Source organism: Bacillus sp. FG16 (assembly GCF_057809515.1).
Map to the genome: position 1 here is coordinate 16,250 of NZ_JBMDKC010000025.1, position 16,130 is coordinate 32,379.

General features: G+C 36.0%; 18 protein-coding genes. 7 read left to right on the forward strand and 11 right to left on the reverse strand.

Annotated elements, in window-relative coordinates; all coding sequences use genetic code 11:
• Window positions 1-187 precede the first annotated feature (187 nt).
• The 3 genes from ACODS7_RS11660 (at window position 188) to gerQ (ending at window position 2,513) form a co-directional block, all read left to right on the forward strand.
• The gene (locus ACODS7_RS11660; RefSeq protein WP_243168393.1) at window positions 188-1,459 is read left to right on the forward strand and encodes a serine hydrolase; all 1,272 of its coding nucleotides are present in this window, start codon (window positions 188-190) and stop codon (window positions 1,457-1,459) included.
• Window positions 1,460-1,634: 175 nt separating this feature from the next.
• Complete coding sequence (gene cwlJ / locus ACODS7_RS11665) at window positions 1,635-2,057, forward strand: cell wall hydrolase CwlJ (RefSeq protein ID WP_016079603.1); 423 nt, start codon at window positions 1,635-1,637, stop codon at window positions 2,055-2,057.
• Between the two features lie 27 nt (window positions 2,058-2,084).
• Window positions 2,085-2,513 carry a spore coat protein GerQ gene (gene gerQ, locus ACODS7_RS11670; protein WP_016079602.1) on the forward strand — a complete coding sequence of 143 codons (429 nt, stop codon included), beginning with the start codon at window positions 2,085-2,087 and terminating at the stop codon, window positions 2,511-2,513.
• Window positions 2,514-2,543: 30 nt separating this feature from the next.
• On the opposite strand, the gene ACODS7_RS11675 is transcribed toward gerQ, so the two are convergent.
• From ACODS7_RS11675 to ACODS7_RS11685, 3 genes are all read right to left on the reverse strand, one after another.
• Complete coding sequence (locus ACODS7_RS11675) at window positions 2,544-2,912, reverse strand: DUF423 domain-containing protein (protein WP_000688315.1); 369 nt, start codon at window positions 2,910-2,912, stop codon at window positions 2,544-2,546.
• 64 nt (window positions 2,913-2,976) lie between these two features.
• The gene (locus ACODS7_RS11680) at window positions 2,977-3,264 is read right to left on the reverse strand and encodes a YwdI family protein (RefSeq protein WP_029443689.1); all 288 of its coding nucleotides are present in this window, start codon (window positions 3,262-3,264) and stop codon (window positions 2,977-2,979) included.
• 6 nt (window positions 3,265-3,270) lie between these two features.
• Window positions 3,271-4,263, reverse strand: coding sequence for a potassium channel family protein (locus tag ACODS7_RS11685; RefSeq protein ID WP_243168395.1), 993 nt, complete (start codon window positions 4,261-4,263; stop codon window positions 3,271-3,273).
• Between the two features lie 96 nt (window positions 4,264-4,359).
• Here ACODS7_RS11685 and ACODS7_RS11690 point away from each other — a divergent pair, with 96 nt between their 5' ends.
• The 3 genes from ACODS7_RS11690 (at window position 4,360) to ACODS7_RS11700 (ending at window position 7,196) form a co-directional block, all read left to right on the forward strand.
• The gene (locus ACODS7_RS11690) at window positions 4,360-5,643 is read left to right on the forward strand and encodes a purine/pyrimidine permease (RefSeq protein ID WP_016079599.1); all 1,284 of its coding nucleotides are present in this window, start codon (window positions 4,360-4,362) and stop codon (window positions 5,641-5,643) included.
• Window positions 5,644-5,871: 228 nt separating this feature from the next.
• Window positions 5,872-6,693 carry a Cof-type HAD-IIB family hydrolase gene (locus ACODS7_RS11695; protein ID WP_243168392.1) on the forward strand — a complete coding sequence of 274 codons (822 nt, stop codon included), beginning with the start codon at window positions 5,872-5,874 and terminating at the stop codon, window positions 6,691-6,693.
• Window positions 6,694-6,902: 209 nt separating this feature from the next.
• Window positions 6,903-7,196, forward strand: a complete 294-nt coding sequence (locus tag ACODS7_RS11700; protein WP_000953396.1) for a DUF3817 domain-containing protein — start codon at window positions 6,903-6,905, stop codon at window positions 7,194-7,196.
• Between the two features lie 41 nt (window positions 7,197-7,237).
• Here ACODS7_RS11700 and ACODS7_RS11705 read toward each other — a convergent pair whose 3' ends face one another.
• The 5 genes from ACODS7_RS11705 to ACODS7_RS11725 are packed head-to-tail and all read right to left on the reverse strand — an operon-like array spanning window position 7,238 to window position 11,703.
• On the reverse strand, window positions 7,238-7,915 hold the full coding sequence (locus ACODS7_RS11705; protein ID WP_048564306.1) for a uracil-DNA glycosylase: 678 nt from the start codon (window positions 7,913-7,915) through the stop codon (window positions 7,238-7,240).
• Window positions 7,916-7,934: 19 nt separating this feature from the next.
• On the reverse strand, window positions 7,935-8,927 hold the full coding sequence (locus tag ACODS7_RS11710) for a DUF2705 family protein (protein WP_243168391.1): 993 nt from the start codon (window positions 8,925-8,927) through the stop codon (window positions 7,935-7,937).
• Window positions 8,920-9,837 (reverse strand): ABC transporter ATP-binding protein, encoded by a 918-nt coding sequence (locus ACODS7_RS11715; RefSeq protein WP_016079596.1) that lies wholly within the window; start codon window positions 9,835-9,837, stop codon window positions 8,920-8,922. Before ACODS7_RS11715 ends, ACODS7_RS11710 begins: the two co-directional genes overlap by 8 nt.
• Complete coding sequence (locus ACODS7_RS11720; RefSeq protein ID WP_016079595.1) at window positions 9,834-10,715, reverse strand: SGNH/GDSL hydrolase family protein; 882 nt, start codon at window positions 10,713-10,715, stop codon at window positions 9,834-9,836. Before ACODS7_RS11720 ends, ACODS7_RS11715 begins: the two co-directional genes overlap by 4 nt.
• Before the next feature lie 10 nt (window positions 10,716-10,725).
• Window positions 10,726-11,703, reverse strand: a complete 978-nt coding sequence (locus tag ACODS7_RS11725; RefSeq protein ID WP_029443691.1) for a LacI family DNA-binding transcriptional regulator — start codon at window positions 11,701-11,703, stop codon at window positions 10,726-10,728.
• A gap of 97 nt (window positions 11,704-11,800) precedes the next feature.
• Between ACODS7_RS11725 and ACODS7_RS11730 the strand changes: the two genes are divergently transcribed.
• Entirely contained in the window at window positions 11,801-12,427 is a 627-nt protein-coding gene (locus tag ACODS7_RS11730) for a YczE/YyaS/YitT family protein (protein ID WP_016079593.1), read from the forward strand.
• A 30-nt stretch (window positions 12,428-12,457) separates the two neighbouring features.
• On the opposite strand, the gene ACODS7_RS11735 is transcribed toward ACODS7_RS11730, so the two are convergent.
• From ACODS7_RS11735 to ACODS7_RS11745, 3 genes are all read right to left on the reverse strand, one after another.
• Window positions 12,458-13,753 carry a homoserine dehydrogenase gene (locus ACODS7_RS11735; RefSeq protein WP_243168390.1) on the reverse strand — a complete coding sequence of 432 codons (1,296 nt, stop codon included), beginning with the start codon at window positions 13,751-13,753 and terminating at the stop codon, window positions 12,458-12,460.
• Between the two features lie 141 nt (window positions 13,754-13,894).
• Window positions 13,895-14,800 carry a homoserine O-acetyltransferase MetA gene (gene metA / locus ACODS7_RS11740; protein WP_016079591.1) on the reverse strand — a complete coding sequence of 302 codons (906 nt, stop codon included), beginning with the start codon at window positions 14,798-14,800 and terminating at the stop codon, window positions 13,895-13,897.
• On the reverse strand, window positions 14,784-16,082 hold the full coding sequence (locus tag ACODS7_RS11745; protein ID WP_016079590.1) for a bifunctional O-acetylhomoserine aminocarboxypropyltransferase/cysteine synthase: 1,299 nt from the start codon (window positions 16,080-16,082) through the stop codon (window positions 14,784-14,786). Before ACODS7_RS11745 ends, metA begins: the two co-directional genes overlap by 17 nt.
• Window positions 16,083-16,130: the final 48 nt, after the last annotated feature.

Genomic DNA, 16,130 nt, shown 5'->3' on the forward strand with positions numbered 1-16,130 from the left:
GAAATTCGTTCCTTTTTTTATTCTTCTCTATATTTATCCTCAAAAATCTCCTTTTCTCTGCAATTCTGAACAAAAACCGACAAATTTTTTTCAAATTTCTTGTAAAATTGTAACCTTTTTATATGTAAAGATATGCTAAAATGATACGAGCTATATGCTAAATAACGATGCGAAGGTGATAATCTATATGAAAAAAATCTTGTCTATTTTACTATTGCTTGTATTGTCAATTTCTTCCTTAGGAGTAACAACATCCCATGCGGAAGAAAAAATACATATTGAGGCTGCTGCTGCACTTTTATTTGATGCAGATACAGGAAAAATACTCCACGAGCAAAATCCAGATGAATTGCTAGCTATTGCTAGTATGTCAAAATTAATTGTTGTTTACGCTGTTTTAGAAGCAATTAAAGAAGGAAAAATCACTTGGGATACGAAAGTAAATATTTCTGATTACGCTTATGAAGTCTCTCGTAATAACGAATTCTCTAATGTACCGTTCGAAAAAGGACGTCAATATACTGTAAGAGAATTATATCATTCTATTGTTATATTCTCTGCAAATGGATCTAGTATTGCTTTAGCAGAACTTCTTGCAGGAAGTGAGAAAAACTTCTTAAATCTTGCAAATGAACATGCAAAAAAGCTAGGGTTAAAGAAATATAAATTTGTAAACTCTACCGGGTTAAATAATGCTGATTTAAAAGGAAAACATCCTGAAGAAACCGATCCGACTGGAGAAAACTCCATGTCAGCTCGCGATATGGGTATTCTCGCAAAAACGATTATTACAAAGTATCCAGAAATGCTAGAGGATACAAAACAAAGATTTAGAAACTTCCCAGACAATCATCCAAAACCAATTCGTATGGAAAACTGGAACTGGATGTTACCAGGCGCTGCCTTCTCTTATGATGGAACGGATGGTTTAAAAACTGGTAGTTCTGATACCGCTGGATATGGATTCACTATTACAGCGAAACGTGGTGATGTACGTCTTATCTCGGTTATTATTAAAACAAAATCAATGGATGAACGCTTCACAGAATCTCGTGAATTAATCGAATATGGATTTAATAACTTTGAAAAACAAAAACTAAAAGTTAATAAAAACAATACAATCTCTGTAGTAAAAGGGAAAGAAGATCAAGTAACTGTTGCACCAGAAAAAGAAATAACAGTAATTGCGAAAAAAGGTAGCAAAGATCCTTATAAAATTGGGACTGAATTAGATAAATCTCTTGCTGAAGATGGACATTTAGTTGCTCCTATTAAGAAAGATGCCAAAGTAGGCTCAATTACTTTAGAATCAACTGATAAATATGGTTTCTTAGATGGTAATAAAAATATGAAAGTTACTGCAAAAACGACCGAAGAAGTTGAAAAAGCAAATTGGTTTGTGTTAACAATGCGCTCTATTGGAGATTTCTTCTCAAACTTATGGTCTAAAGTATTTTAATAATGAAAAGCTAGCTCACGCTAGCTTTTTTTATTTTCCGCTCTCAATGTAAAACTTCGTTTGGTTGTCATATCTGAGTCCTTTTCCTCATACGTATGAACTAGTAATTGTTCCACACTTCATCTAGAAATAAACCTCTTTCCAGCAGGTATTACAAAAAGAGAGGTGACACATAATGGGTGTTATTGCTTATAACGAAGAAGATGTAAAGTTGTTAGCTAGACTGATGCGTGCTGAAGCCGAAGGAGAAGGGCAGCAGGGGATGTTAATGGTCGGAAACGTTGGGGTAAATCGTGTCCGTGGAAATTGTTTAGATTTTAAAAAGGTTCGCAATTTACGTCAAATGGTTTATCAAAATCCTGGCGGTTTTGAAGCAACGCAAAAAGGATATTTTTATCAACGAGCGAGAGAGCAAGATATCGCTTTGGCGAGACGTACGATTCAAGGGCAACGTTTTTGGCCTGCCAATTTTGCCTTATGGTTTTTCAGACCTGAAGGTCCTTGTCCGCCAACTTGGTATAACCAACAAAACTCCGGCCGCTTCAAAAAGCACTGCTTCTTCCAACCATCTGGTGAAGACTGTCCTAGCGTATATTAAGAGATGAAAATGAGGAGGGATTTTTGAATGGCACAGCAACAAAATCCGTACTATGGAACAGGTTTTTATCAACCATCTGGAACTTATGTACAACCGCAACAAATGACTCAACAACAGCAGCAAGCGATGCAACAACAAACAGCTCAAGCTGCGCAAGCTCAATATGCAATTTCTCAAGGCATGTTACCTCTAGAGCAATCATATATTGAAAATATCCTTCGTTTAAACAAAGGTAAGCAAGCTACGGTTGTAATGACTTATGAACGTGGCAGTTCCCTTGGTACACAATCTTATACAGGTATTATTGAAGCAGCTGGCCGTGACCACATCGTTATTAGTGAACCGCAGTCAGGGAAGCGTTATTTACTACTAATGATTTACTTAGATTATGTAGAATTTCCAGAAGAAATTGCATATTTACCTAGTCAACAAGCAACTTATACTCCAAGACCATAAAAAAAGCTGGCAAATGCCAGCTTTTGTTTTTTATAATCCTTTTACAACTGCAGTCCCTACTAGAATCCACGCCACAATAAACGCTACACCACCAAGAGGTGTAATTGGACCAAAGAACTTAATGCCTGTCGTACTTAATGCATACAAACTACCTGAGAACATAATAATCCCAGCTACCATTAGCCAACCAGCAGTAGTTAAAAGTGATGATTGAACCTTATCCATCAATAAAGCAACTACGAATAGTCCACCTGCATGAAACATTTGATATGTAACGCCTGTTTTCCAAACTTCTAACATTTTTGCAGAAATTTTATTTTCTAAACCGTGTGCTCCAAAGGCCCCTAACGCAACAGATAGCCCCGCTGCAATACAGCCTAGTAAAAAGAAAATTTTCATCTTAATTCCCCTTTTTTACCTCTATCATAAGCAATTTTTTCATATAAGCCAAACGATTTAATTCTTAAAAATCAAATAAAGAATTACCATTTGCACCTTCTTCTTTAATATACACAGGTTCTCCAGAAACTGGCATAACTGGTTGAACTGTCGTTATAGGCTGCGCTCCAATTACTTGCGATTGAATTTGCGGCTCCCTATACGTAGAAGATTCAACTTGTTCATCTAATAGTAAATCGCATAAAGCACGCACAACTAATAAATGATCTTTTGATTTTTGTCCTTCACTACTTTTTGCCTTTGCAATTTCATTCGCCATTTTATTTAAAATCTTATCGCTCGATATTTGCATTCCTTATCACCTCGTACTTTGTAATTCTTTCTCAAATTGCCTCAGCTTCTCTACTGAACCAAATACTATTATCATATCATGTTCTTGTAATTTTTCCTGCCCCGTTGGATTATGTATAATATCCCCATTTCTCAAAATCGCTAATATCGTTACATCAAATTGATTCCTCACATCACTCTCTAGTAACGATTTACCAACTAGTATTGTATCTTTTCCAACTAAAATTTCTTCAATGACAAATGACTGTTCTATCCCATACAGCACTGTATCAATATAATGAACTGTTAATGGATTCGCAATACCTTTTGCAATATGAATTCCTGCCATACTAGATGGATTAATAACTTTATTTGCACCCGCACGCCTTAATTTCTCTTCAGTTTCTGGCTTTTCAGCTCTCGCCACAATTTTAATTGCATCGTTTAATCCTCTTGCTGTTAATGTAATAAATACATTTTCAGCATCATTTGCTACGATAGCAACTAAACCAGCCGCCTTTGAAATTCCAGCATGATGTAAAACTTGATCCTCCGTCGCATCTCCATGTATATACACAAGCTTTTCCTTCTCTAATATGCTTTCATCTTTATCGACAACAACAAATGGAATTTTCTTTTCTTGCAATTCATGTACAACTTGAAGCCCCACTCTACCGCAACCACATACTATAATGTGATTTTGTAACTGCGCTATTTGTTTATCCATCTTCTTCCTCCGCACTGCATGAAATAAATTCCCTTCAATAATCATAGCTGCCACTACTCCAATTGCATATGTAACAATACCAACACCAACAGGAATAATAAGGAGCGCAAATACTTTCCCCACCTGTGTTACAGGAACGGCATCTCCGTATCCAACAGTCAATACCGTAATCATCGTCATCCAAAATGCTTGAAACAAACTAATCTCTTCAATCGTCATAAATCCTATTGTTCCTAGAATTACAACAAAGGTCATGCATATAACCGCTATCCATAATTGCTTACGTGCATTCATATCGTGTTTCAACTCTTTTCTCTATCTACAAATCTTTGCCAGTGGAAATAAAATACGTATATACTAGATACGGAATCTACGAAAGAGGTTGATATAATGAAGACATTTCTTTCCGCCTTACAATGGGCACTATTTATTTTAGCTGGAAGCCTTATTGTACCAATTAGTGTCGCAACTAGTTATGGCCTTGATGGTGCTGAAGCCATCGCATTCGTACAAAGAACATTATTTGTGCTTGGCTTTGCTGGTCTACTGCAAGCTATATTTGGGCATAAACTTCCTATTCAAGAAGGTCCTGCAGGCCTTTGGTGGGGAATTTTCTCCCTTTACGCAAGTTTAGGTGTCGTATTATTTGGATCAAGCAATGAGACACTTAAAGTTCTTCAATATGCTTTCTTATTAAGCGGTATTATTTGTATTATTCTTAGCGTTTTTGGACTTATTGATAAACTCGTTCGCTATTTTACACCGACAGTCATTGGAACGTATTTATTTCTTCTTGTCGCACAGCTCAGTGGCTCCTTCTTAAAGGGGATGTTTGGCCTTGATGGAAAACATACAGAAGTACAACCTAACGTATTTATTCTTTCACTCATTGTTATTTTACTATCCTTTTTCATCATGAAGCTACCTATTATTGGACAATATTCCGTTCTTTTCAGTATCATATGCGGCTGGATATTATTCGCATGCTTCGGATTATCTAATCCAATAACACCAGTGACAGACATAATCCGTTTTCCATCCTTATTTGTTTTCGGAATGCCTCGTGTTGAATGGAACATGGTAATTACGGTCATTTTCGTTACACTCTTACTTCTAACAAATATGTTAGCAAGTATTCGCGTTGTACAAAAGGTTGTCTCTAAATATGAAGAAAATGCTGCATCAGATCGTTTTAGACAAGCCGGTATTATAACAGGAATCAACCAATTGCTAGGCGGCCTGTTTTCAGCTATTGGACCTGTCGCTATTTCTGGATCAGCAGGTTTTATTGCAACTACTAATATTTATAAACGTCTCCCATTTATATTAGGGTCAAGCTTTATTATTGTCGTTAGTATATTTCCAAAGATTACTTCATTCTTTGCAGCAATTCCAGTTGCAGTTGGTTATGCCGCTATTTATCCTGTATTCGCAAGCATGATTGGCCTTGCCTTTCGAGAATACGAAACTGTCCAGGATAAAGAACGATTATTTAAAGTAGCCGGTCTTTCAATCTTCACAGGAGTCGGGGTTATGTTTGTTCCAGCAGGAGCATATTCCACACTTCCACCATTTCTAGCATCGTTTTTAAGTAACGGTCTCGTTCTTGGATCTGTAATGGCAATCTTGCTAGAAATACTATTTTCTCGTTCCACAGCAAAACAAATATCGTAAATTGGAAAACTTCCATTATTGCACTCTACCTTTAGAGTTGTTACGATAAAATCAAACTTTAATCATTGGGGTTTTATCCATCCCCAATGATTATTAACCGATATTATGAGCAACACACTCATAATAATTTATCTACTTCTTTTCAAAGAGGTTTGATGTCTTACTATTATTCTTCATCCTCTTCATGAACATGTATTTTGATTTCAATTAAAGAAAGGAATTTTCTATATGACTTATAAAATGATTGTTTTAGATTTAGATGATACTTTATTACGTGATGACCATACTATTTCACCTCGTACGAAAGAAGCGTTAATGACTGCACAAGAGCAAGGGGTAAAGGTTGTACTTGCTTCTGGACGTCCAACGTTTGGTATGCACAATGTAGCCAAAGAACTTCGTTTAGAAGAATACGGCAGCTTCATTCTATCTTTTAATGGCGCAAAAATTATTAACTGTAAAACAAACGAAGAAATCTTTAGTAGTACACTATCTCCTGAAATCGTTCACAACCTATTTGAAATTAGTAAAACTGAAGATGTATGGATTCATACTTATATGGGCGATGATATCGTAACGGAAGAAAATAATCCTTATACTGAAATTGAGGGCGATATTACTGGTATGCCAATTGTTGTAGTAGATGACTTTAAAGCCGCAGTTAAAGAGCCTGTAGTAAAAGTATTAATGAATAAAGAAGCTGAACGCCTTGTTGAAGTTGAAAAGAAACTACAAAAACAACTAGAAGGCCAATTAAGCGTGATGCGTTCGAAACCATTCTTCTTAGAATTTACTGAAGCCGGTGTTACAAAAGGAACGAGCTTAAACAAACTGATTCAAAAGCTTGGCATTAAGCGTGAAGAAGTTATCGCAATGGGCGATAGCTATAACGACCAAGCAATGATTGAATTTGCTGGTCTTGGCGTTGCAATGGGCAATGCACCTGATGATATTAAAGAAATTGCAAACTACGTAACAGATACAAATATGAACGATGGTGTTGCAAAAGTTGTAGAGAAATTCGTTTTAAAAACGGATGTACTTGTTTAATATTTTCATTCACAAAACCTATTTGAAGTCAAATACTTCAAATAGGTTTTTATTTAAATTCTCATGCTTTTGTGACTATATTTTGAACTTTGCACTATTCTCGTAGTGTAAACTTTCTTTTTGTATATAATGAAACAAAATAGACTATTTTATTTTGAAAAAGAATACAAATTTACTATATACAAGCATACGTTAAAGGAGGCTACTTTATGTTATCTACACCAATCGGACGATTAAGAGCAATTGGACTAGTTGAGGGGATTTCTTTCCTATTACTATTATTTGTAGCAATGCCATTGAAATATTTCGCAGGATTTGCAACAGCTGTTAAAATTACAGGCATGGCTCATGGTGTTCTATTTATTCTATTCATCTTTGCAGTAATTCAAGTAACAATCGTACACCGTAAATCAATTTTATGGGCACTTGGAGCATTTGTTTCATCAGTTATCCCATTTGGTACTTTTGTACTAGATGCAAAATTAAAGAACGAGCAACAATAATAATAAAAAGGTAGTTAACGACTGTTAACTACCTTTTCTATTTATAAATTTGGAATTTCCCAATCAATTTCTTTTTCATCCATATTAGCTAAAATCGTATTTACTTTAGAGTATGGCTTACTACCAAAGAAACCTCTTCTTGCCGATAATGGGCTTGGATGTACAGATTCGATAATATGATGATTCGAATTCGTAATTAACTTCTTCTTCGCCTGCGCATGGCGCCCCCATAATATGAAAACAACTGGCTTTTCACGTTCATTCAACAGTTCGATCACACGATCTGTAAAGTGCTCCCATCCTTTTCCCTTATGAGAATTTGCTTCACTTTGACGAACTGTTAATACGGTATTTAGTAGTAATACTCCTTGCTCCGCCCACTTTACTAAATAACCGTTATTCGGAATTTCATAACCATATTCATCTCGAAGTTCTTTATACATATTTAACAATGATGGTGGTGTCTTAACACCAGGTTGCACAGAGAAGCTTAAACCATGCGCTTGATTCGGTCCATGATATGGATCTTGTCCTAAAATAACAACCTTTGTATTTTCATAACTTGTATACTGAAGAGCGTTAAAAATATCTTCTACCTTCGGATAAACAACATGTGTGCTGTATTCTTCTGTCAAAAAACTGGATAGAGTAAGATAATACTCTTTCTCAAATTCTGGTGCCAATAATGGTCCCCAATCATTTTTTAAAACATTTTCCATGCTTTCACTTCCTGTCCAATTAATTCAACATATCCTGTTTTGTAAATACTAAGAACGAAATAATAAGAGAAACAACTGCCCAAACAGTTAAATTCATCAAAGAAAATCCCATTGATAAGCCTTGTAATGCAGGTAATTTTCCTGATAAATAATCCGTTAATGATAAATTCACACTAAAAATATATTTCGCGCCTTCCCAAGATGTTGCGAACGAGCTTAAGATACCGCCTGCAATTAATGCAGCTAGCATAACGCCCATACCCGCTGGTGTATTACGAATTAAAACAGAGACCATAAATGATATAGTTCCGACAACGATAGCAACAAACCAGGCTAGTCCATATGCCATTAAGATGTATTGCCACTGCGGAATAAGATGCACAAAGTTTGTATTTAACGTTTCCTTATCAATGACAAACCCTGTTAAAACAGGTAAATTCCATCCCGAGTACCCAAATACAAGCCCTGATAATATGTAAGCAAACAAACCTACAAGAAGCAGTATGAGCGAAATGAAAAATAACATCGTCACGTATTTACTAAGGAGTATTTTCCAGCGCCGAATCGGCCGCGTAAGTAACATCTTCATCGTCCCATCACTTCGTTCTCCTGAAACGATATCAATGGCGACAATCATTACGAGAAGCGGAATAAACAATGTAATTCCTTGTTCAATAAATGCCCTGACAAAAGTCGGTGCACCCTGTGCCATCGGGTTAATATCATGATCTAAATAATATTGTTGTTGCTCAACTCTTACCTTTAACCAATCACGCCATTCTTCTGGCAACCTAGAATTGTTTAACCGGTTCTGAGAATCAACAATTTGCTGTTGCAATGAAACCTTCCAATCAGTTGTACCGAGTCTTTTTTGTGTCGTTTCTATTTCACGATACTGCGCATACACAAAAAGCGGGATCAAGATTGCTAAAATAAGCATGACAACAAAAATACGTTTCTTACGGTAAATCTTTTCTGATTCATTTAAAACTAGATTCGCAAATTCACGCATGCTGCTCACCCCTTGTGAGTTCAATAAATAAATCTTCTAGCGTAAATACAAGCTCCTTAACGCTATGTACATCTATCTCATTTTCTACAAAGTTTTTATTCCAACTACTTATAGATGCAATATCCATGCGGCATAGTAATCGCTCGCCTTCTACACTCACTTCTCTTACTTCTTCGGCCGCTTCTAACATATCTTTCGCCTTAGAAATTGGTGTAACAATCCATTCTACACGATCACTTGCCGTTTTAATTAATTCTTCAACCTTGGCAACTGTTATCATCTTTCCTTTATGAATAATAGCAACACGATCGCATATCATTTGCACTTCACTTAGCAAGTGACTTGAAATAAACACGCTCATATTTTCTTCTTTCACAAGCTTATGTATAAATTCCCTAAGTTCTCTAATCCCAGCTGGATCTAAACCATTCGTTGGCTCATCTAATATAAGTAATTTAGGATTCCCAAGGAGCGCCTGCGCAATTCCAAGGCGCTGTTTCATACCAAGTGAGTATGTTTTTACCTTGTCATGAATTCTTTCATCCAAATGAACCATTTTAGCAATTTCAATAATACGTTCATCTGATATATCACCTAACATACGAGCAAATTGCTTTAAATTTTCCCATCCCGTTAAATATGTGTACAACTCTGGGTTTTCAACGATACTCCCAATTTGACGCATCGCTTCTCTGAAATTTTCCTTAATCGAATAACCACCGATAGAAATTGTACCTTCTGTCGCCTTAATTAATCCGACTAACATTCGAATAGTAGTCGTCTTTCCAGCACCATTTGGTCCTAAGAACCCGAACACTTCTCCTTGCTTTACATCAAAGGAAATATTCTCTACAAGAGTCTTCTTTCCAATTACCTTCTTCAAGTCTCGTACGGAAAGTATCGTCGTCATTTTACCCCTCCTTGTTCTAGTTTTAATTTACTTACAACATTTTGAACTAAACGTTCTGCCATATACGTATAACCTACTTCGTTCGGATGAAAATGATCAGAGTATAATAAATCTTTCCCGCGGTTTTGGAATAAATCAAATGTCGGTGTAATATACACATTTTTATCGTTTAGCGCTAACTTCTCTAAAGATGCATTCCAGTCCACAACGATGTTTGAAGACCCTTTTAAATCTTCTACATCTTCAAAAGGATTGTATAAACCAAGCCAAAAAATCGGACTATCTGTATTTAATTTACGAATTTCTTCTATAATTTTCTTCGCTTCATTTTGAAACGTTTCTGTATCAGGACGATACGTCTCTAAATCTATTTTCCCGAGCGATTCCCAGCCTGGAAACAAATCATTCCCACCAATCGTTAACACGATTACATCTGCTTGCTTAATTGAATATTGAGCGCCACTACTTTCAATTTGTTTTAATAAATCAGGCATTTTTGCACCACTAACTGCTAAATTTGTTAATGCAATTTTTTGCTTATAATCTTTTTGTAAATCTTCTTTCATTCGCCCAACATAGCCAATTCCTTCTTTATCACCAACGCCACGCGTTAATGAATCACCTAAACTAACGATTTGTAACGTTCCCGTTTTCTTTTTCTCTTTCGCCACTACATCGGTCTTTTTAATTAAATTTGAAGCTTTCGGATTTAATACATCATTTACACCTGAAACAAAGCCATATGCAAATAAACAGAAAGATGCAATTGTAATGAGTAGAATTACTTTTACTACTTTTGATCTCATATCAAAACCCCTTTTAGCCCTCATAGATTGTCCATAATTATACCAAACGACATTTTGAAAAGCGATTTTCACACCTTCTCAATTATGTCGTTTCTCTATCTACTAACTCTGGTAATAACTCTATATGCTTCACATCTAATTTCTCTTCATTAATTTTTTCATATAATAATTCAAACGCTTTCACTCCAACATTTTTACTAGAATGCGAAATCGTCGTTATACCCAATATATCTGCCACCTCTTGATCATCACACCCAATAATCGTAATATCCTCCGGAATACGAATTCCTTGTTTTTTTGCTTCTGTAACCATCCCCGCTGCAATATGGTTACAAGATACAAGGAACGCCGTCGGTTTTACTGACATATGAGCCCATTCTCTAATTACATTACGTCCATCTTCCACTGTAAAACAACCCTCAAATTTCCAGGTCTCTAACGGTGTTACAATACTCTGTTGAAGCGAATCTTCATACGCCTTCTTTCGTCTTTGGCTATTAACACTATTACTTCTTCCAATACAATATCCAATACGTGTATGACCGGCATCTATTAAGCTTTTCATCCCATGTGAAAATACTTTGTAGTAATCAATATGGACACTTGAAATGCACTTCGAATCTATTTCTTCACACATAACAATCGGGCCGAATTTCGTATATTCTTCAAGCTTCTCCTTACTATTTGCCCGAGAACAAATAATAACCCCATCAAGCTTTTTCATTTTTAACATATTTAAAATTTCTAGTTCTCTTTCCTCGCTATAATTCGTCTGGCAAAGCATCATATTATAATTATTCTTTGCTGTTTCTTTTGATATTCCCTCGATAATAGCGCTATAATATTGATCATTTACGTGTGGCAATAAAACGCCAATTACATTCGTTTTTCCTTTCACTAAATGAATTGCATTCACGTTTTGCGTATAATTTAATTCTTCTATAATCGCTAAAATTTCTTTTCGTTTCTGTTCATTTACATACGGATGATTATTTAGTACACGTGAAACAGTTGAAACAGATACTCCAGCAAGTTCAGCAATCTTTCTTATATTTGTCATCTCATTTTCCCCTTCTCACAAAAATTCTCCCTTGACCTGGTAAGCTTTCCACAATATATCCTTTCCTAGCAAATACATTTAGAAAGGATATACAACTATGCTTCGATTCAAATTAGAATATATATTTTTCATTAGCGGTTTACTCATTCTTGCCATCGGTATTAATATGATGACGACAATTACTTCCTTTGGACTTAGTCCTTATGATTCCTTCTTTATTGCACTATATCAAAATTTTGGGATAAGTATTGGTTTTTGGATTTTCATGATTAACTTTGCCTTTACACTTATCGTACTCTTTTGGAATAAAAAACAAATTACAATCGGGACAATTGTAACGATGGTTCTTATTTCTCTTTTTGTTGATTGGATTGGTTCCATTACAACTATTATGGACGCTATCCGCTCTCTTCCAAAATATATAACACTTATTTGCGGAAATCTATTCGTTGGAGCTGGAATTGGTCTTTACGTCTCTACAAACCTTTGCGCAGCGCCTCAAGAAGCTTTCGTTTTAACGGTTGCTGAAAAGAAAAAATGGACGTTTAGAAGAACAGAGATTTCATTAGCCTTTTTATTTTTAACGTTAAGCTTTTTATTAGATGGACCTATCTATTTTGGAACAATCATCTTATCCTTTACAACAGGCTGGATTATCCAAGCATTTATTCAAGTTGGTACGCAGATTTTAAATAGAAAAGAGCCTATTAAGCAAGCTGCTTAATAGGCTCTTTCTGTTTTATGGTAAGAGATACTACTTAGCATCCCCTTCAATTCGATAGTTCGCTTTCAAACAATCTATTTCTTCATACCCTTGCAACGTATGTAGAATATAATCATAATCAGCAAGCGACGCACGATGCGTTACAATTACAATTTCAGCCTTTCCTTTCTCTTCAAGCGGCATTTGAATAATTTTCTCAAAACTAACTCCGCGCTCAGAGAACAATGAAGTAATTTTTGCAAATACACCAATTTCGTCTTTTACATGAAGTCTTAAAAACTTTTTCACGACAATTTCGTCTGGCTCTTTTAATACTTTTTGATATTGCGGGACTACAGCACTATTTCCTGTTACCCCTAATCTAATATTTTGCATTACAGCAACTAGATCAGAAACAACAGCTGTCGCTGTCGGTAAACTTCCTGCACCTGGTCCATAAAACATCGTTTCTCCAACCGCTTCACCATACACATACACAGCGTTATATTCATTTTGTACCGCCGCAAGAGGATGTGTATTTGGCAGTAAAGTTGGTTCAACCGTAACCTCCAATTTTTCACCATCTCGTTTTGCAAGACCGATTAATTTAATTGTATAACCTAAGCTCTTACTGTATTCAATATCTTCCTCTGTAATAGAGGTAATTCCTTTTACTTTCACATCTCCAAACTCTACATTTGTAGAGAAACCGAGAGTAGCTAAAATCGTCATTTTTCTTGCTGCATCTAAACCTTCTACGTCTGATGTTGGATCTGCTTCTGCAAATCCAAGTTGTTGGGCTTCTTTTAACACGTCGTTATATGCTCTCCCTTCGTCTGACATTTTCGTCAAAATAAAATTTGTCGTTCCATTTACAATTCCCATTACTTTCGTAATAAGATCTGAAGAAAGTCCTTCTACGATACTGCGTAAAATTGGAATTCCCCCTGCCACACTCGCCTCATAGAATAAATCAGCCTTATTATCTTTTGCTATCGCTAATAATTCAGCTCCATGTAATGCCATTAAGTCTTTATTTGCAGTTACAACATGCTTTCCGCTTTTTAAGGCTTGTAAAATATATGATTTTGCATCATCAATGCCACCCATCACTTCGATGACAACATCAATATTTGGATTATCTAAAATTTCATTTGCATCTTGTGTTAATAGAGTAGAAGGTACCTCTACCTCTCTCTCTTTCTCAATGTTTTGCACTAATACTTTCGTTACCTTCACTGGACAACCTACTTGGTGTATGAGTCGTTCTTGATGATCCGTAATAATACGAACCACACCACTGCCAACTGTCCCAAGACCTAATAACCCAACTTGAATTTCTTTCATAGTACTGTCCACCCCTCAAAAATTGTGTTTAGATGAAATTATATGAGTAAAAAATCTGAAAAACAATGTATTTTGAACATTCGGAAAAATATAAGTTAATCTTTACAAGGAAAACGTTGCCACGTGTTACACAATCTTTCTTTACAATATATAAGGGGTTTCTTGATACACGTAATAATTCAACCAATTAGAAAACAATAAATTCCCATGACTCCTCCACCTAACAAGCGGCTTTTCATCTGGATTATTATGTTTAAAATAGTTTTTTGGCACATCAATATTTAATCCCTTGTCACGATCTCGTTCGTATTCTTGTTTTAACGTCTCACAACTATATTCGCTATGTCCAAGGGCAAAAACTTGCCTTCCTTCTTGCCCAATAACAAGGTGAACACCTGCTTCTTCAGAGTTTGCTAACAATGTTAATTCTTTCACTTCTCTAATATCATTCTCTCGTACTTCTGTATGACGAGAATGCGGAGCAAAAAACAATTCATCAAATCCTTGTAACAATTTCACATGTTGCTCGCAAACCTCATGTTCAAATACACCGAACATTTTTTCCTTAAGGGGATACTTTGGAACACCATAATGATAGTACAAGCCAGCCTGTGCCCCCCAGCAAATATGGAGCGTAGATGTTACATTCGTTTTTGAATACTCCATAATACGTTTAAGCTCTTCCCAATAATCTACTTCTTCAAAAGAAAGAGTTTCAACTGGTGCTCCTGTAATAATGAGCCCATCAAATTTTTCATTTTCAATATCACGAAACGTTTTATAAAAGCTCGTTAAATGGTCCTGCGCTACATTACGAGACAGATGTGATTCCATATGAAGTAAATGAACATCTAATTGCAACGGTGTGTTTCCAATTAAGCGAAGTAATTGCGCCTCTGTGTCTTGCTTCGTTGGCATTAAATTTAATATAGCAATTTTTAAAGCGCGTATATCTTGTGTTTCTGCTCGCTCCTTCGTCATTACAAAAATATTTTCTTTTTGCAACACTTTGCGAGCCGGTAAATCTTTATCAATTATGATCGGCATGTGTTTTGCCTCCAACTAGAGCTGCTTCCAAATCTGCAATAATATCAGAAACATCTTCTATACCAACCGATAAACGAATTAAATCAGATGTAACACCAGCTAAACGCTGATCTTCAGCACTTAATTGTCTATGCGTCGTACTAGCAGGATGTATAACGCAAGTTCGTGCATCAGCTACGTGTGTTACGAGAGTTGCTAGTTTTACATTTGCGATAAATTCTTTTGCTGCTTCTAATCCCCCTTTAATCCCAAATGTTAAAACCCCACTAGCACCTTTTTTCAAATACTTTTGTGCTAACGAGTAATTTTCATTACTATCTAATCCCGGATAATTCACCCATTCAATACGTTCATGATTAGCAAGCCACTTAGCAACCGCGAGAGCATTTTCGCTATGACGCTCCATTCGTAAATGTAAAGTCTCTAAGCCAATATTGCTAATATATGCATTGAATGGGCTCATACAATTCCCATAATCTCTTAATAGCTGAACACGTGCTTTCACAATATACGCTGCTGCACCAAAGTTTTGAACGTAACTTACACCGTGATAACTTGGATCTGGTTCAACAAGCTCAGGATATTTTCCATTTGTCCAATCAAAGTTTCCACCGTCAATTACAATACCGCCTAAGGAGCTCGCATGCCCATCGATATATTTCGTCGTAGAATGAACAATAATATTCGCCCCATGTTCAAACGCTTGGCATAAATAAGGAGTTGCTAATGTATTATCAACGATAAAAGGTACCTCTAATTCTTTAGCGGCAGCTGAAAATTCTTTGAAATTTAAAACGTTCATCGCTGGATTTCCTAATGATTCTGCATAAATGAGTTTCGTCTTGTCATTAGCAAGTGCCGCAATTTCATCTGCCGTTAAATTTGGATTAAAGAACGTAACATCAATGCCAAGTTTACGCAAACTCACTCCAAATAAATTAAACGTTCCCCCGTAAACCGTTGAAGAGCAAAGCAAATGGTCTCCACTACTACAAATATTTAAAACTGCGAGCATAATGGCTGCTTGCCCAGAAGCCGTTGCAACAGCTCCTACACCGCCTTCTAAATCTGATAACTTCTGCTCAAATGCGGCTAGAGTAGGGTTTCCAATACGCGTATAAATATATCCTTCTGCCTCTAAGTTAAATAGGGCTGCTAAATCATCTGAAGTATCGTATTTATACGTTGTACTTTGATAAAGTGGTAAAACACGTGGTTCACCATTCTTTGGCGTATAGCCACCTTGCACACAAATCGTTCCTTTTCCCCATGATTCTCCCATCTCTCATTCTCCTTTCTTTTATACAAAATAAAAAACTGCCCCTTTCCT

What these genes read in the sequence shown, in the direction of transcription:
- ACODS7_RS11690 (WP_016079599.1), top strand. Translation starts at nt 4,360, where the DNA reads ATGAAGACATTTCTTTCCGCCTTACAATGGGCACTATTTATTTTAGCT.
- metA (WP_016079591.1), bottom strand. Translation starts at nt 14,800, where the DNA reads ATGCCGATCATAATTGATAAAGATTTACCGGCTCGCAAAGTGTTGCAA.
- ACODS7_RS11660 (WP_243168393.1), top strand. Translation starts at nt 188, where the DNA reads ATGAAAAAAATCTTGTCTATTTTACTATTGCTTGTATTGTCAATTTCT.
- ACODS7_RS11730 (WP_016079593.1), top strand. Translation starts at nt 11,801, where the DNA reads ATGCTTCGATTCAAATTAGAATATATATTTTTCATTAGCGGTTTACTC.
- ACODS7_RS11675 (WP_000688315.1), bottom strand. Translation starts at nt 2,912, where the DNA reads ATGAAAATTTTCTTTTTACTAGGCTGTATTGCAGCGGGGCTATCTGTT.
- ACODS7_RS11715 (WP_016079596.1), bottom strand. Translation starts at nt 9,837, where the DNA reads ATGACGACGATACTTTCCGTACGAGACTTGAAGAAGGTAATTGGAAAG.
- ACODS7_RS11725 (WP_029443691.1), bottom strand. Translation starts at nt 11,703, where the DNA reads ATGACAAATATAAGAAAGATTGCTGAACTTGCTGGAGTATCTGTTTCA.
- ACODS7_RS11685 (WP_243168395.1), bottom strand. Translation starts at nt 4,263, where the DNA reads ATGAATGCACGTAAGCAATTATGGATAGCGGTTATATGCATGACCTTT.
- ACODS7_RS11695 (WP_243168392.1), top strand. Translation starts at nt 5,872, where the DNA reads ATGACTTATAAAATGATTGTTTTAGATTTAGATGATACTTTATTACGT.
- ACODS7_RS11705 (WP_048564306.1), bottom strand. Translation starts at nt 7,915, where the DNA reads ATGGAAAATGTTTTAAAAAATGATTGGGGACCATTATTGGCACCAGAA.
- cwlJ (WP_016079603.1), top strand. Translation starts at nt 1,635, where the DNA reads ATGGGTGTTATTGCTTATAACGAAGAAGATGTAAAGTTGTTAGCTAGA.
- ACODS7_RS11745 (WP_016079590.1), bottom strand. Translation starts at nt 16,082, where the DNA reads ATGGGAGAATCATGGGGAAAAGGAACGATTTGTGTGCAAGGTGGCTAT.
- ACODS7_RS11710 (WP_243168391.1), bottom strand. Translation starts at nt 8,927, where the DNA reads ATGCGTGAATTTGCGAATCTAGTTTTAAATGAATCAGAAAAGATTTAC.
- ACODS7_RS11700 (WP_000953396.1), top strand. Translation starts at nt 6,903, where the DNA reads ATGTTATCTACACCAATCGGACGATTAAGAGCAATTGGACTAGTTGAG.
- ACODS7_RS11735 (WP_243168390.1), bottom strand. Translation starts at nt 13,753, where the DNA reads ATGAAAGAAATTCAAGTTGGGTTATTAGGTCTTGGGACAGTTGGCAGT.
- gerQ (WP_016079602.1), top strand. Translation starts at nt 2,085, where the DNA reads ATGGCACAGCAACAAAATCCGTACTATGGAACAGGTTTTTATCAACCA.
- ACODS7_RS11680 (WP_029443689.1), bottom strand. Translation starts at nt 3,264, where the DNA reads ATGCAAATATCGAGCGATAAGATTTTAAATAAAATGGCGAATGAAATT.